This is a genomic window from Methylobacterium phyllosphaerae (assembly GCF_001936175.1).
In the GTDB taxonomy this organism is placed as follows: domain Bacteria; phylum Pseudomonadota; class Alphaproteobacteria; order Rhizobiales; family Beijerinckiaceae; genus Methylobacterium; species Methylobacterium fujisawaense.
Window position 1 is genome coordinate 4,585,713 of sequence record NZ_CP015367.1, and the last position, 13,591, is coordinate 4,599,303.

Below are 13,591 nucleotides of genomic sequence, written 5' to 3' on the forward strand. Positions count from 1 at the left end.
CTCTGGGCGATGGGCGGATATACTGTCCGTCAGACATCTAAACCTCGGCGTTAACCGAAAATTTTTAGTCGGATTATATACAACCGGCGAAATCGAGCGGCGGATGATCGTCGTTTCGCGTCGCCGTGAGGGTGCGGCGCGACTCGGCAATCCAGCCGAACGCTTGAGTTCAAAGACATTCGCCCGGTGACAAAGTCGAAGTCTTCGCGTTCGCTCGAAGCCGGGCGGTTCATTCTGCATCTGTGTCTAGCGTGAGCGGGTCCGACCGTCCCATGACTGCTCTCGATCCCGCCGACGTCTTCCGGGCCGAAGCCGCCGAGCTTCTGGCCTGCCTGGAGACGACCCTGCTCGACCTCGGCGACAGGCCCGAGGACCGCGCCCTGATCGACACCGCCTTCCGCGCCCTGCACACCATCAAGGGCTCGGGCGCCATGTTCGGCTTCGAGCAGGTCGCCGCCTTCACCCACGACTTCGAGACCGCCTTCGACCGCGTCCGTCGCGGCGAGGTTCCGGTCGGCCACGACCTCGTCAACGTCTCCCTCTCGGCCAAGGACTATATCCGCGGCCTCATCGAGGAGCCCGAGGCCAGCGCGCCCATCATCGGCGAGGCCATCCTGGCCGAACTCGAGCAGCTCCTCGGCACCACCGGCCGCCCCGCCGCCGCGCCGTTGGCCCCCCATCCGGAGCCGGTCGCCGATCCCATCCCGATGGTGGAGGGCGGCTGGCAGATCGGCATCGCCTTCGCGCCCGACGTGCTGCGCAACGGTACCAATCCCCTGGCGCTCCTCGACGAACTGCGCGACCTCGGCGCCTGCACGATCGTGCCGCGCCTCGACGCGCTGCCCGAACTGCCGGGCCTCGATCCCGAGAGCCTCGCCATCGGCTGGGACGTCACGCTGCGCGCGGCCGTGACCCGCGAGGCGATCGAGGATGTCTTCCTGTTCGTGCGGGACGAGATGACCCTGACCCTGGTCCCGATCTCGCCGGCGCAGCCGGACGCCGCACCCGAACCGGGCGAGGCCGCGCCCGGGCCGTTTGCGCCGCCGACCGTCACGGCTCCGGCGGCGGGTCTCGCCGCCATCGCCTCCGTCGAAGCCCCACCCGTCGCGCCGCCGGCGATCGCGCCCGCGGCCCCGACCGCTGAGCGGAGCCCGGCGCGGCGGGCCGAGGAGCGGCCGGCCAGCAGCGTGCGGGTCGAGGCGGAGCGGCTCGACGAGCTGATGGACCGGGTCGGCGAACTGGTCATCGCCCAGGCCCGGCTGAGCCAGCTCGCCGGCCTGAGCGCCGATCCCGGCCTCAAGGGCATCGCGGAGGAGATCGAGCGCCTGTCGGCGCGGCTGCGCGACACCACGATGAGCATCCGCATGGTCGCCATCGGCGCGCTGTTCGGCCGTTTCCGCCGCCTGATCCACGATCTCTCGCGCGATCTCGGCAAGCCGGTGGAGTTCGTCACCGGCGGCGAGGACACCGAACTCGACAAGACCGTGATCGAGCGGCTGGCCGACCCGCTCGTCCACCTGATCCGCAACGCCATCGACCACGGCATCGAGGCGCCCGGGCGCCGGGCCGCCGCCGCCAAGGCCGCGACCGGGCGTATCACGCTGACCGCCGAGCATGTCGGCGCCCAGGTGCTGGTGAGCGTGCGCGACGACGGCGCCGGGCTCGACGCGGCACGCATCCGCGCCAAGGCCGAGGAGAAGGGCCTGTGCGCGCCCGGCGCGGTGCTCACCGACCAGCAGGTCTACCAGTTCCTGTTCGCGCCGGGCTTCTCGACCGCCCAGGAGATCTCGGCCCTGTCGGGGCGCGGGGTCGGCATGGACGTCGTCAAGAAGACGATCGAGAGCCTGCGCGGCACGATCGACATCGCGACCGAGCCGGGGGGCGGCACGACGGTCGCCCTGCGCCTGCCGCTGACGCTGGCGATCATCGAGGGATTGCTGATCCGGGTGGGGGAGGGGCGCTACGTCATCCCCCTGGCGGCGGTGGAGGAATGCGTCGAGCTGCCCGCCGGCGAGCGCGGCGGGCGCGGGCGGGACTTCCTGAACATCCGGGGCGCGCTGGTGCCGTTCCTGCGGCTGCGCAGCCTGTTCGGGGCCGCGGGCGAGCCGGAGCTGCACCAGAAGGTGATCATCGTCGCGGCGGGCGAGGCCCGGGTCGGGCTGGTGGCGGACCAGATCATCGGCAACCACCAGACGGTGATCAAGTCGCTGTCGAAGCTGCACGCGGACGTGGCGACGTTCTCGGGGGCGACGATCCTGGGCGACGGCACGGCGGCGCTGATCATCGATGTCGGCCGGCTGGTGAGCGGCGGCGGCGCCGAGGGCGCGCGCGCGTATCAGGAGGTGGCGTGATGAGCGGCGGCGTGACGAGCGGTTCTCTCAGAACCGGACCGCAGGCGGGGTCGCGGGGCGGCCAGCAGGTGGTGATGTTCCGGATCGGAACGGAGAGCTTCGCGCTGGATGCCGGGATGGTGCGCGAGATCATCGATCCGATCCCGGCGACGCGGGTGGCGGGGGCGCGGCCGCATATCGACCGGATCGTGAACGTGCGCGGCAACGTCATCCCCCTGGCCGACATCCGCGAGCGGTTCGGGATGCCGGCGGCGGCGGACAGCCCGGACACGCGCTTCCTAGTGCTGGAGGTTGCGGTGGGGGGCGATCCGGTGGTGGTCGCGCTGGTGGCCGACAAGGTGTTCGCGGTGACGGAGATCGATCCAGCGAGCTGCCAGGCGGTGCCGCCGGTCGGCACGACGTGGCGCCCTGAATACATCCGGTCGATCGTCAAGGCGAGGGATGAATTCATCATCGTCCCCGAACTCGAGCAGATCCTCAACTGAAGTCTTGTGGCTGTCCTGTCCAAGTGTTGCGTGCGTGGGGTGAGTACGATGCGTTTCTCGATCAAGGCCAAGCTCGCAGGCGGTTTCGGCGCCGTCCTGCTCCTGACCGCCGCGGCCGGCGGCGTCGGCTATCAGAAGTTGATGTCTTCCGAGGAGTCGATGAAGTTCGTCATCAGCCGCGCCGAGCTGCAGGCCCTCGTGCTGGACGCGAAGGGCCACGCGATCAATGGCGTCAGCAACGTGCGGGCGGCGGTGATCAGCACCGATGACGCCCAGATGACGGAGTTCAGCAAGCGCGCTGCGGACAACCGCAACGACGCCGTGGCGGGCTTGGCCAAGGCGAAGGGCTACATCGTCGCGGATGAGGGCAAGCGGCTGCTGGATGACCTGTCCGACAAGTACGAGAAGCAGCGCGCCCTGGCCGGGAAGATCATCGATCTGACGAAGCAGAATTCCGGCGTCAGGACCTGGGCCGAGATCAACACGACGGGTCGGCCGGCGACGGCGGCGCTCCGTTCGGAACTCGACACCTTGGCCAAGGGCCGCTCGGGCGAGACATCGGGTGACGACTTGGCCAAGTCTGCGGCCGCCTTCCAGATCCGCATGGAGCGGGCCTGGGGACAGCTTCAATCGGCGACCGGTGCGACGACCCTCGAGGTGCTGGAGCAGCGGGTGAACGCGGCCAAGCAGGTGCGGGATGAGGTCGCGCACGCCATGGACGACCTCCTGCGCGCGAGCGCCGCGCAGGGCATCTCGACCGAGGGGGTGCGCCAGAAATACGCCGCCTGGTCGGCCTCGTTCCAGAAGGCGCTGGCGACCATCGAGACGGGGGCCGCCGTCAAGGCCGCCGACCTCGCCTCCGGCGAATACGCGACGCTGAGCCTCGCGGCGAACCGGGCCTTCGACGCGCTGGCCGAATTCCAGAACCGCCGCATGATCGACGCAGTCGGCAGGGCCAAGGCCGATGCGAGCGAGGGCCAGACGATCCTGCTCGCCACCGTTGCGGCGGCGCTCCTCCTCGGCCTCGGCATCGCCACCTGGCTCGCCTTCTCGATCTCCCGTGGCCTCGGCCGCGCCGTGACCCTCGCCGACGCGGTGGCAATGGGCGACCTGAGCCAGACCGCGAAGGTCACCTCCAACGACGAGCTCGGCGACCTGGTGGGGGCCATGGGCCGCATGACCGAGAACCTGAACGCGACGGCCGCGCTCGCCAACGCCATCGCCCAGGGCGACCTCAGGGTCGAGGCCCGGCCGCTCTCCGACAAGGACACGATGGGCATCGCCCTGCAGACCATGCTGACGAAGCTGCGCGCCGTCGTGGCCGAGGCGAGCGCGGCGGCGAGCAACGTGTCGGCGGGGTCCCAGGAGCTGTCGGCCTCGGCCGAGCAGCTGTCGCAGGGCTCGACCGAGCAGGCGGCCTCGACCGAGGAGGCCTCGGCCTCGATGGAGGAGATGGCCGCCAACGTGAAGCAGAACGCCGAGAACGCCAGCCAGACCGAGACGATCGCCCGGCAATCGGCCCAGGACGCGGAGGCCAGCGGGGTCGCCGTCGGCCGCGCCGTCGAGGCCATGCAGACCATCGCGCAGAAGATCACCATCGTGCAGGAGATCGCCCGCCAGACCGACCTGCTGGCCCTCAACGCCGCCGTCGAGGCGGCCCGGGCCGGCGAGCACGGCCGCGGCTTCGCGGTGGTGGCCAGCGAGGTGCGCAAGCTCGCCGAGCGCAGCCAGGCGGCCGCGGCCGAGATCGGCACGCTGTCGTCCGACACCGTCAAGGCCGCCCAGCAGGCCGGCGACATGCTCGGCAAGCTCGTGCCCGACATCAAGAAGACCGCCAGCCTGGTGGAGGAGATCACCGCCGCCTGCCGCGAGCAGGATGTCGGCTCGGGCCAGATCAATCAGGCGATCCAGCAGCTCGACAAGGTGACCCAGCAGAACGCCAGCGCCTCCGAGCAGGTCTCGGCCACCTCCGAGGAACTGGCCACCCAGGCCGAGAAGCTGCAGGCGACGATCGCCTACTTCCGCATCACCGAGGCGGCCGCACCGGTCGGGCCTCTGGCCGGTGTCGATCAGGCGGTGACGCGGCTGCGCGCGACCGCGACGCGGATGGGCGCGCCCTCGGCGGCGATCCGCTCGCCGAGCCCGAAGCGGGCGGTGGGGCGCAACCCGGCCGCGGCCGGGGGCTTCGCCCTCGACATGGGCGAGGGCGACGCGCAGGACGCCGCCTTCACCCGCGTCGCCTGACACCTCGCCCGACAGGTCATCCGACAGGTCGCCCGACCTGTCGGGCGAGGCCCGGATCCGCGCGGCGCTCGTCCCCGCGCGGATCCCGCCGTCGGCGCACGTCGCAGTCCATCCGGAGACCCTGCATGTCCAGTGTGTGGCAGTACCTGACCCTCGGTCTCGGCGCCGAGATCTTCGGGATCGACGTCGAGCACGTCCACGAGATCCTGGACTATCGGGTCCCGGCGGCCCTGCCGCAGGCGCCGGCCTTCCTGCTCGGCATGATCGACGTGCGCGGGCAGAGCTACCCGGTGGTGGACCTGCGCACCAAGCTCGGCCTGCCGCCCGTGGCGCGCACGCCGGCGACCCGGATCATCCTGCTCAACGTGCCGATGCCGGGCCGGGCGCTGCGGGTCGGGTTCGTGGCCGACCGGGTGATCGAGGTGACGGAACTCGACGGGACCGAGATGGAGGCGGCCCCCGAGGTCGGCGGCCGCTGGAACGCGCGCTACATCGCCGGGATCGGCCGCCGGGGCGAGGCGTTCGTGGTGGTGTTCGACCTCGTCGCGCTCATGGACGGCGACGGGCCCGCGCTCGCCGCGTCGCCCCAGGCCGCCTGAGCGGACCCGGGACCATGGAGACCGATCCGGGTCACCTGAGCGACCGGCATTTCCGCTCGGTTGCCGACCTCGTCCAGCACCATGCCGGCATCCAGCTGCCGCCGGCCAAGCGCACCATGGTCGAGGGCCGGCTGCGCAAGCGCATGCGCGCCCTCGATCTTCCGACCCTCGAGGCCTATGGCCGCCACCTGTTCGAGGCGGGCCATCTCGCGGACGAGTTCCCGCACCTCGTCGACTGCGTGACGACGAACAAGACCGACTTCTTCCGCGAGCCCGCGCATTTCGATCTGCTGCGCACGACGATCGTCCCGCGGCTGGCGGCGCGGGGCGACCGGCCGCTGCTCAAGGTCTGGAGCGCGGCGGCTTCGACCGGGGCGGAGGCCTATACGCTGGCGATGGTCCTGCAGGACATGGCCGCCGACCGGTTCCGCTACGCCATCCTCGGGACCGACATCTCCTCGGAGGTGCTCGACCGCGCCCGGACGGCGATCTACCCGGAGGAGATGCTGGAGGCGGTGCCGCCGGACCTGCGGCGGCGCTACGTGATGGTCGCGCGCGATCCGGCCCGGCGCGAGGGGCGGATCGTGCCCGAGCTGCGCGCCCGGGTGCGGTTCCAGCGGCTCAACCTGATGGACGAAAGCTACCCGATCGACCGGGACGTCGACCTCGTCTTCTGCCGCAATGTGCTGATCTACTTCGACAAGCCGACCCAGAAGGCCGTGGTCGCACGCCTGGCCGGGCACCTGCGCCCCGGCGGATACCTGATCGTCGGCCATTCCGAATCGATGGCGGGCGTCGGCGTGGCGGGCCTCGACCAGATGTCCTCGACCGTCTTCAGCAAGCTGAGGGATTCCGGCCGGTGAATGCGTCGAGACCGATCCGCGTCCTCATCGTCGACGACTCGGCCTCCGTCCGCCAGACCCTGTGCGGCATCCTGGAGACGGCGCCCGACATCGCGGTCCTGGGTACCGCGGCCGATCCGTTCATCGCCGCCCGCCGGATCCAGGAGGAGATCCCGGACGTCATCATCCTCGATCTCGAGATGCCGCGCATGGACGGCCTGACCTTCCTGCGCAAGATCATGGCGCAGAAGCCGCTCCCGGTGATCGTCTGCTCGACCCTGACCGAGGCGGGTTCCCGGATCCTGTTCGAGGTGCTGGAGGCGGGCGCCGTCGACGTACTGCCGAAGCCGCGGGTCGACACCCGCCAGTTCCTGCTCGAATCCACGGTGCGGGTCTGCGACGCGGTGCGCGCGGCCGCCCGGGCCAAGCTGCGCGGCAGCCGGCCGCCGCGACAGCTCGTCGAAGCGAAGCTCTCGGCCGATGTCGTCCTGCCGCCGCCCGTGCCCGGACGCGTCGTTGTCGAGACCGATCGGATCGTCTGCATCGGCGCGTCGACGGGCGGGACGGAAGCCCTGCGCGACGTGCTCGAGGTGCTGCCCGCCGAGTCCCCCGGCCTCGTCATCGTGCAGCACATGCCGGAGCACTTCACGGCGGCCTTCGCCAAGCGCCTGAACGGGCTCTGCGCGATCACCGTCAAGGAGGCGGAGGACGGCGATCCGGTGCTGCGGGGCCGGGCCCTGATCGCCCCGGGCGGGCGGCACCTCATGGTCGAGCGCCGAGGCGGCAGCTACGCGGTGTCGGTGAAGGACGGTCCGCTCGTCGCGCGCCATCGCCCGTCCGTCGATGTGCTGTTCCGGTCGGCCGCCCGGGCGGCGGCCGCGAACGCGTTGGGCATCCTGATGACCGGCATGGGCGACGACGGCGCCAACGGCCTGCTGGAGATGCGCCGGGCCGGGGCGCAGACCGTGGCGCAGGACGAGGCGAGTTGCGTGGTGTTCGGGATGCCCAAGGAGGCGATCGATCGCGGCGCGGCCGCCAAGGTCCTGCCGCTCGAGCAGATGCCCGGGGAGATCCGGCGGTTCGGCCTGACCGTGGCGGGGCCGCGCTGAGGCCGGTGTGACCGCCGGCCTCGGGCTCAGGACTGGTCGCGACGCTCGGACTTCGCCTCGGATCTCGCCCGGCGCGCCCGCGTGCGGCTGTGTTGCGGAGGCGATCCGCGCAGCGCCCCGGCGGGAGCCGTCTTCACGGAGCGGGCCGGAGGCGGCCCCATATCCCCGCCGCGGCGCGCACCCGCTTTCGCGCGCTTCGTACTCCGCCCGCTCGACGTTGCGATGCTGCCTGCGCGGATGCCGGCCTCCTGTGTCCGGGCATCCAGCAGGTCCTGAACACCGGGCGGATGATCGGGCACGGGAAACAGGCTGGCCAGCCCGTCGGCGACGCCTCTGAGCACGGCATCCGCCTGCTCTTGATCTTCCCTGCCCTGTACGACGATGAAACTCATCTGCGCACCCGGATCGTTGGTTCAGATCCTAAACTCGACGGGATGCGAAGGGTTGCTCAGGCCGTTGTGAAGTCGTCCGGTGATGTCGGACATCGGCGCTTCATGAACGCGATGTAATCAACTTGCGGTCGTGTCGCGAAGAGTGCCGAATCATTGGGCAGGCCCGTGGCAGGGCTTCGCGACCTCTCGCGGCGACCTCTCGCGGCGGCCGCTTCGGCGCCGGCAGGGTCGGGGCCGGCCCGGCGCAGGACGGGGCCAGGCTGTGCCCGTGCGCCACGTCCCCAGGGCGCCGCGTGCCGGCACCTCCGTCACCACGCGGCGCGGAAAGCCCGGCCGGCTCACGCGGCGTAGCGGTCGAGCGCCAGATCGTCGCTCGCGATCTCCGGGGCCCGGCCGGACACGAGGTCGGCGAGCAGGCGGCCCGAGCCGCAGGCCATCGTCCAGCCGAGGGTGCCGTGGCCGGTGTTGGTGAACAGGTTCGCGACCCGCGTGCCCCCGACGATCGGCGTGCCGTCCGGCGTCATCGGCCGCAGGCCGGTCCAGAACGCGGCCCGGGAGAGGTCGCCGCCCGCGGGGAACAGGTCCTGCACCGAGCGCGCGAGGGTCTCGCGGCGCGGCAGGCGCAGGGCGCTGCTGAAACCGGCGAGTTCGGCGGTGCCGCCGACGCGGATGCGGTCGCCGAGCCGGGTGATCGCCACCTTGTAGGTCTCGTCCATCACCGTCGAGACCGGGGCGGCGGCCGCATCGGTGATGGGCAGGGTCAGGGAATAGCCCTTCACCGGGTAGACCGGCAGGGCGATCCCGAGGGGGCGCAGCAGGGCCGGCGTGTAGCTGCCCAGCGCCGCCACGTAGGCCTCCGCCCGCAGGAGCTCACCGCCAGCGGTCTCCACCGCCGTCACCCGGTCGCCGGCATGGTGCAGGCGCGCGATCGCCGTCCCGTAGCGGAAGGTGACGCCGAGGCCCTCGCAGATCGCGGCGAGGCGCTGCGTGAACAGGTGCGCGTCGCCGGTCTCGTCGCCCGGCAGCCGCAGGCCGCCGACGAACACGTCCGGCACCGCCGCGAGCGCGGGCTCCGCGGCGATGCAGCCCGCCGGATCCAGCACCGTGTAGGGCACGCCGTAGGCGTCGAGGACGCGGGTGTCGTCGCCGACATGGTCGAGCTGCTTCTGCGTCCGGAAGAGCTGCAGCGTGCCCTTCTCCCGGTGGTCGTAGGCGATGCCCGTCTCGGTGCGCAGGTCCCGCAGCACGTCGCGGCTGTACTCGGCGAGCCGGACCATGCGGCCCTTGTTCCGCCGGTAGGCCTCCTCGGTGCAGTTGGCGAGCATCCGCGTGAGCCAGCCGTAGAGGCGGGGCTCCAGGCGCGGCCAGAGCACCAGGGGGCGGTGCCGCATCATCAGCCACTTGAGCGCCTTCACGGGGATCCCGGGGGCCGCCCAGGGCGCCGCGTAGCCCGGCGAGACCTGGCCGGCATTGGCGAAGCTGGTCTCCAGGCCGGCACCGGGCTGGCGCTCCAGAACGGTGACCTGATGGCCGGCCCGGGCGAGGTAATAGGCCGAGGTGACGCCGACGACGCCGCCGCCGAGGATGAGGACGTTCATGGCGGGCCCTAGGCTCCGAGATAGACGCGGTGGAAGCGGTGGCCGAGGTTGGTCAGGACCTCGTAGCCGATCGTGCCGGCCGCCGCGGCGACGGCGTCGACGTCGCGCTCCGGCCCGATGATGTCGACGAGCGCCCCCGGCCCGATCGTGCCGGGGGCCAGGTCGGTGACGTCCAGGACGAGGCTGTCCATCGAGACCCGCCCGACCACGGGCAGGCGCGTGCCGCCGAACCAGGCCGCGCCGCCCGCCGTGCTGCGGAAGAACCCGTCCGCGTAGCCGATCGCCACGGTGGCGAGGCGGCTGTCCCGGCCGACCTTCGCCGCGTGCCCGTAGCCGACGGGGGTCCCAGCCGGGACGCTGCGCGTCTGCATCACCCGCGCCCGCAGACCGATCACCGGCCGCATCGGATTCGGGGCGTCCGCCTGCGGGGCGATCCCGTAGAGGGCGGCGCCGGGGCGCACCAGGTCGAACCGGAAGTCCGGCCCGAGGAAGATCCCGGAGGAGGCCGCGAGGCTCGCGGGCACGGCCGGCAGGCGCCGCCGGACGACCTCGAAGACGGCGCGCTGCGCCGCGTTGACGGGGCTGTCCGGCTCGCCCGCACAGGCGAGGTGGCTCATCACCAGCCGCAGGTCGAGGCCTGCGAGCGCGTCCGGCGCGTCGAGGAGCGCGCAGGCTTCGTCCGGCGCGAAGCCGAACCGGGCCATGCCGGAATCGATCTGGAGGATCGCGGGCAGGCGCCGGTCCAGGCGCCGGGCGAGACCCTGCCAGCCGTCGCGCTGCGACCGGTCGTTGAGGACGGGGACGAGGTCGTGGGCCGCGCAGGCCGCCTCGCTGCCCGGGGAGGCGCCGTTGAGCACGGCGATCACGGGGCCGGGGCCGAGGATCGCCCGGAGGGCGACGCCCTCGCCGACCTGCGCCACGAAGAAATGCCGACAGCCGGCGGCGGCCAGGACCGGCGCCACCCGCTCGGCGCCGAGCCCGTAGGCGTCCGCCTTGACCACCGCCGCGCAGACGGCCGGCCCGGCATGCAACGCGAGGGCACGGTAATTGTCGGCGATGGCCCCGAGGTCGATCGTCAGGAGCGCGGCCGCGGTGCCTGCGGGACCGGCATCGGGCCGGTGATCGCGATCGATCCTGCTCATGGCGACCCCCGGGGCGGCTCCCTGATGCGCTGCCGCCAAGCTATACGGAGGATCGTCGAACAGGCGTGCGATGTGTCGAAGCGTCTTGCGACGATCGGCTGCCCGTGCAATTTTCTACGGCAATTTCGAAGATCCTTCGTAACCCGCCGTGGACGAGATCGACCGCCGCATCATCCAGGCCCTGCGCGTCGACGGCCGGATCAGCAATGCCGACCTCGCCGCCGCAATCGGCCTGTCCGCCTCCGCCTGCCACCGCCGCGTGCGCCTGCTGGAGGAATCCGGGATCATCCGGGGCTACACCGCGCTGATCGGCGGCGGCGCCGACGCGCCGGGCCTCGTGGTGCTCACGCAGTTCACCCTGGACCGCCAGACCGAGGATTACCTCAACCGCTTCGAGGCGGCCGTCCGGCGCTGTCCCGAGGTGCAGGATTGCTATCTGATGACCGGGACGGCCGATTACCTGGTCAAGCTCAAGGTGGTCGACGCGGCCGATTACGAGCGGCTGCACAAGGATGTCCTGTCGCGTCTCCCCGGCGTGGCCCGGCTGCAATCGAGCTTCGCCATCCGGACCGTCGTGGCGGCGGGCCGGCCCCTCTGATGGCCGCCGCGGATCAGGATGCGAGAGGAGCCCCGGCATGACGTCGAGTCCCGGTTCTGACACGGTAGCCCCCTGCGACCTGCGCCTGCGCGATGTCACGCTCGCCGAAGGCCGCCGGGCGACCATCGACATCCGGGACGGCCGCGTGGCCATCCTGCACGATCCCGGCGCGCCGCTGCCCCCCGCTGCACGCACGATCGACCTCGGCGGCGCCCTGGTGCTGCCGGGCTTGGCGGACGGGCACGTCCACCTCGACAAGTGCCTGCTCGGCCTCGCGTGGCGCCCCCACCGGGCGCAGGGATCCGTCCGCGCGATCATCGCGGACGAGAAGGCCTTCCGCCGGACCACGCGGGTGCCGCTCGCCGCGCAGGGCGCCGAGGCCCTCCTCGAACGCATGCTCCGCGGCGGCACGACGAGCCTGCGGACCCATGTCGACATCGACGACGTCACGCGGCTCGACCACCTCGCCCAGATCCTCGACCTGCGGGCGCGCTGGTCCGACCGGATGCAGATCCAGATCGTCGCCTTCCCGCAGAGCGGGATCCTGGGATGCCCGCCGGTCGCGGATGACCTGGACGAGGCCCTGCGGATGGGCGCCGATCTCGTCGGCGGCCTCGATCCCGTCGGCATCGACGGCGATCGCGACGGTCACCTGGACATCGTCTTCGCCCTGGCCGAGCGTCACGGAAGGGGTATCGACATCCACCTTCACGACGGCGGCGAAGCCGGCCTCGACACGATCGCGGCGATCGCGGCCCGCACGGCGGCGGCCGGCCTCGGCGGGCGGGTCACGATAAGCCACGCCTTCGCCCTCGCGGAAGCCGACGATCTCCAACTCGGCCGGATCGCGGAAGGCCTGAACCGGGCCGGCGTCGCGATCCTCAGCAGCGTGCCGGGCGGGCGCCGATGCCCGCCGATCCCGCGGCTGCGGGACCTCGGCGTCCCGGTCTGCTTCGGCACCGACAATGTCCGCGACTGCTGGAATCCCGCCACGGTCACCGGCATGGTCGACCGCGCCCAACTCGCCGCCTACCGGTTCGATCTCCGCACCGACGGAGAGCTCGCTGCGCTGCTCGACCCCGTCACAACCGTCCCGGCGCGGGTTCTGGAACTGGGCCCGGGCGTGGTGGCGCCGGGCGCCCGGGCCGACCTGATCGCCTTCCGCGCCGGCAGCGTGCCCCAGGTGATCGTCGAGCGCCAGGCGCCCGTGCTCGTCGTGGCGCGGGGGACCGTCGCGATCGACCGGCACGGTGCGGCCGCCGGCGGCCCGCCGCCGTGAACGACCGCGCCCTGCGCTATCTCCTCGCCGTCGTGCGCGCGGGCTCGGTCCGGGCCGCCGCCGAGGGCCTGAACGTCGCCGCCTCGGCCGTCAGTCGGCAGATCATCGAGCTGGAGGCGCAGGTCGGCGAGACGCTGCTCGAACGCCTGCCCCGGGGCGTGGTCCCCACCGAGGCCGGCCGTCTGGTCGCCGAGCACGCGCAGCGGCAGGCCGACGAGGCGGCGCTCCTCGAGGACCAGCTCAAGCGCCTGCGCGGGGTGCAGCGGGGGACGATCAGCCTGCGCTGCGGCGCCGGCTTCCTGATCGACCTCCTCGACAACGCCCTCGCGGGCTTCGCGCAGGACCATCCGGGCATCGCCTATCAGGTCGAGATCGGCACCACCGACGGCATCCTCGCGGCGATCGCGCGGGGTGAGGCGGATATCGGCCTCGTCTACAATCCGCCCGCGCATCCGGATGTCCGCGGCGTCGTCTCCGCCCGGCAGCCCTTGCTCGCCGTCCTGCCGAAGGGTCACCCCCTCGCCAATGGGTCGGCGCCGGTTCCCCTGCGCAGCTTCGCCACCGAGCCGGCCGCCCTGCTGCCGCCCGACCACGGGGTGCGCCAGCTCCTCGGCCGCGTCGAAGCGGATGGCGGGTTCCGGCTGGTGCCGCGGCTGGAGACGGCGTCCTTCGAGCTGCACCGCCGCTTCGTCATGGCGGCCATGGGGGTGGCCTTCCTGCCCCGCTTCGTGGTCGCGGCCGAATTGCGCGCCGACCTTCTGGACGCGGTGCCGTTGCGCGACGCCATCCTGTCCGAGGCGAGCGCCCACTTGGTCATCCGGGCCGGGCGACGGCTGCCCGAGGGGGCGGCCCGGCTGCTGGGCTGGCTGGCCGACCACATGGTGGCGTTCCGGCCGCCGCCGGCCTGACCGGGACCGTGCTGAATTTCCGCACGCATCGTGCAGAAATCGGT

The 13,591-nt window shown here is 72.1% G+C and carries 12 protein-coding genes; 9 read left to right on the plus strand and 3 right to left on the minus strand.

Annotated features, from left to right (window positions below):
• Window positions 1-272: 272 nt before the first annotated feature.
• The 6 genes from MCBMB27_RS20820 to MCBMB27_RS20845 all read left to right on the plus strand — a co-directional run bounded on the left by MCBMB27_RS20820 (window position 273) and on the right by MCBMB27_RS20845 (window position 7,630).
• Window positions 273-2,351 carry a chemotaxis protein CheA gene (locus MCBMB27_RS20820; protein WP_075381196.1) on the plus strand — a complete coding sequence of 693 codons (2,079 nt, stop codon included), beginning with the start codon at window positions 273-275 and terminating at the stop codon, window positions 2,349-2,351.
• Entirely contained in the window at window positions 2,351-2,836 is a 486-nt protein-coding gene (locus MCBMB27_RS20825; protein WP_075381197.1) for a chemotaxis protein CheW, read from the plus strand. Before MCBMB27_RS20820 ends, MCBMB27_RS20825 begins: the two co-directional genes overlap by 1 nt.
• A 48-nt stretch (window positions 2,837-2,884) precedes the next feature.
• On the plus strand, window positions 2,885-5,080 hold the full coding sequence (locus MCBMB27_RS20830; RefSeq protein ID WP_043760008.1) for a HAMP domain-containing methyl-accepting chemotaxis protein: 2,196 nt from the start codon (window positions 2,885-2,887) through the stop codon (window positions 5,078-5,080).
• Window positions 5,081-5,205: 125 nt separating this feature from the next.
• Window positions 5,206-5,679, plus strand: coding sequence for a chemotaxis protein CheW (locus MCBMB27_RS20835; protein ID WP_043389119.1), 474 nt, complete (start codon window positions 5,206-5,208; stop codon window positions 5,677-5,679).
• 14 nt (window positions 5,680-5,693) lie between these two features.
• The gene (locus MCBMB27_RS20840; protein ID WP_043389116.1) at window positions 5,694-6,542 is read left to right on the plus strand and encodes a CheR family methyltransferase; all 849 of its coding nucleotides are present in this window, start codon (window positions 5,694-5,696) and stop codon (window positions 6,540-6,542) included.
• On the plus strand, window positions 6,539-7,630 hold the full coding sequence (locus tag MCBMB27_RS20845) for a protein-glutamate methylesterase/protein-glutamine glutaminase (RefSeq protein ID WP_043389114.1): 1,092 nt from the start codon (window positions 6,539-6,541) through the stop codon (window positions 7,628-7,630). The genes MCBMB27_RS20840 and MCBMB27_RS20845 overlap by 4 nt, the downstream gene beginning before the upstream one ends.
• A 26-nt stretch (window positions 7,631-7,656) precedes the next feature.
• Here the strand turns inward: MCBMB27_RS20845 and MCBMB27_RS28925 are convergent, their stop codons facing one another.
• The 3 genes from MCBMB27_RS28925 to alr all read right to left on the minus strand — a co-directional run bounded on the left by MCBMB27_RS28925 (window position 7,657) and on the right by alr (window position 10,762).
• Window positions 7,657-8,022, minus strand: a complete 366-nt coding sequence (locus MCBMB27_RS28925; protein ID WP_083683652.1) for a hypothetical protein — start codon at window positions 8,020-8,022, stop codon at window positions 7,657-7,659.
• Between the two features lie 338 nt (window positions 8,023-8,360).
• Window positions 8,361-9,620 carry a D-amino acid dehydrogenase gene (locus MCBMB27_RS20855; RefSeq protein WP_043760009.1) on the minus strand — a complete coding sequence of 420 codons (1,260 nt, stop codon included), beginning with the start codon at window positions 9,618-9,620 and terminating at the stop codon, window positions 8,361-8,363.
• An 8-nt stretch (window positions 9,621-9,628) separates the two neighbouring features.
• Window positions 9,629-10,762 (minus strand): alanine racemase, encoded by a 1,134-nt coding sequence (gene alr, locus MCBMB27_RS20860; RefSeq protein ID WP_075381198.1) that lies wholly within the window; start codon window positions 10,760-10,762, stop codon window positions 9,629-9,631.
• Between the two features lie 148 nt (window positions 10,763-10,910).
• Here alr and MCBMB27_RS20865 point away from each other — a divergent pair, with 148 nt between their 5' ends.
• The 3 genes from MCBMB27_RS20865 to MCBMB27_RS20875 are packed head-to-tail and all read left to right on the plus strand — an operon-like array spanning window position 10,911 to window position 13,547.
• Window positions 10,911-11,360, plus strand: coding sequence for an Lrp/AsnC family transcriptional regulator (locus MCBMB27_RS20865; RefSeq protein WP_043354111.1), 450 nt, complete (start codon window positions 10,911-10,913; stop codon window positions 11,358-11,360).
• A 37-nt stretch (window positions 11,361-11,397) separates the two neighbouring features.
• On the plus strand, window positions 11,398-12,639 hold the full coding sequence (locus MCBMB27_RS20870) for an amidohydrolase (RefSeq protein ID WP_075381199.1): 1,242 nt from the start codon (window positions 11,398-11,400) through the stop codon (window positions 12,637-12,639).
• Window positions 12,636-13,547: a LysR family transcriptional regulator gene (locus MCBMB27_RS20875; RefSeq protein ID WP_043354113.1), complete on the plus strand. Its 912-nt coding sequence runs from the start codon at window positions 12,636-12,638 to the stop codon at window positions 13,545-13,547. Before MCBMB27_RS20870 ends, MCBMB27_RS20875 begins: the two co-directional genes overlap by 4 nt.
• The last annotated feature ends 44 nt before the right edge of the window (window positions 13,548-13,591 follow it).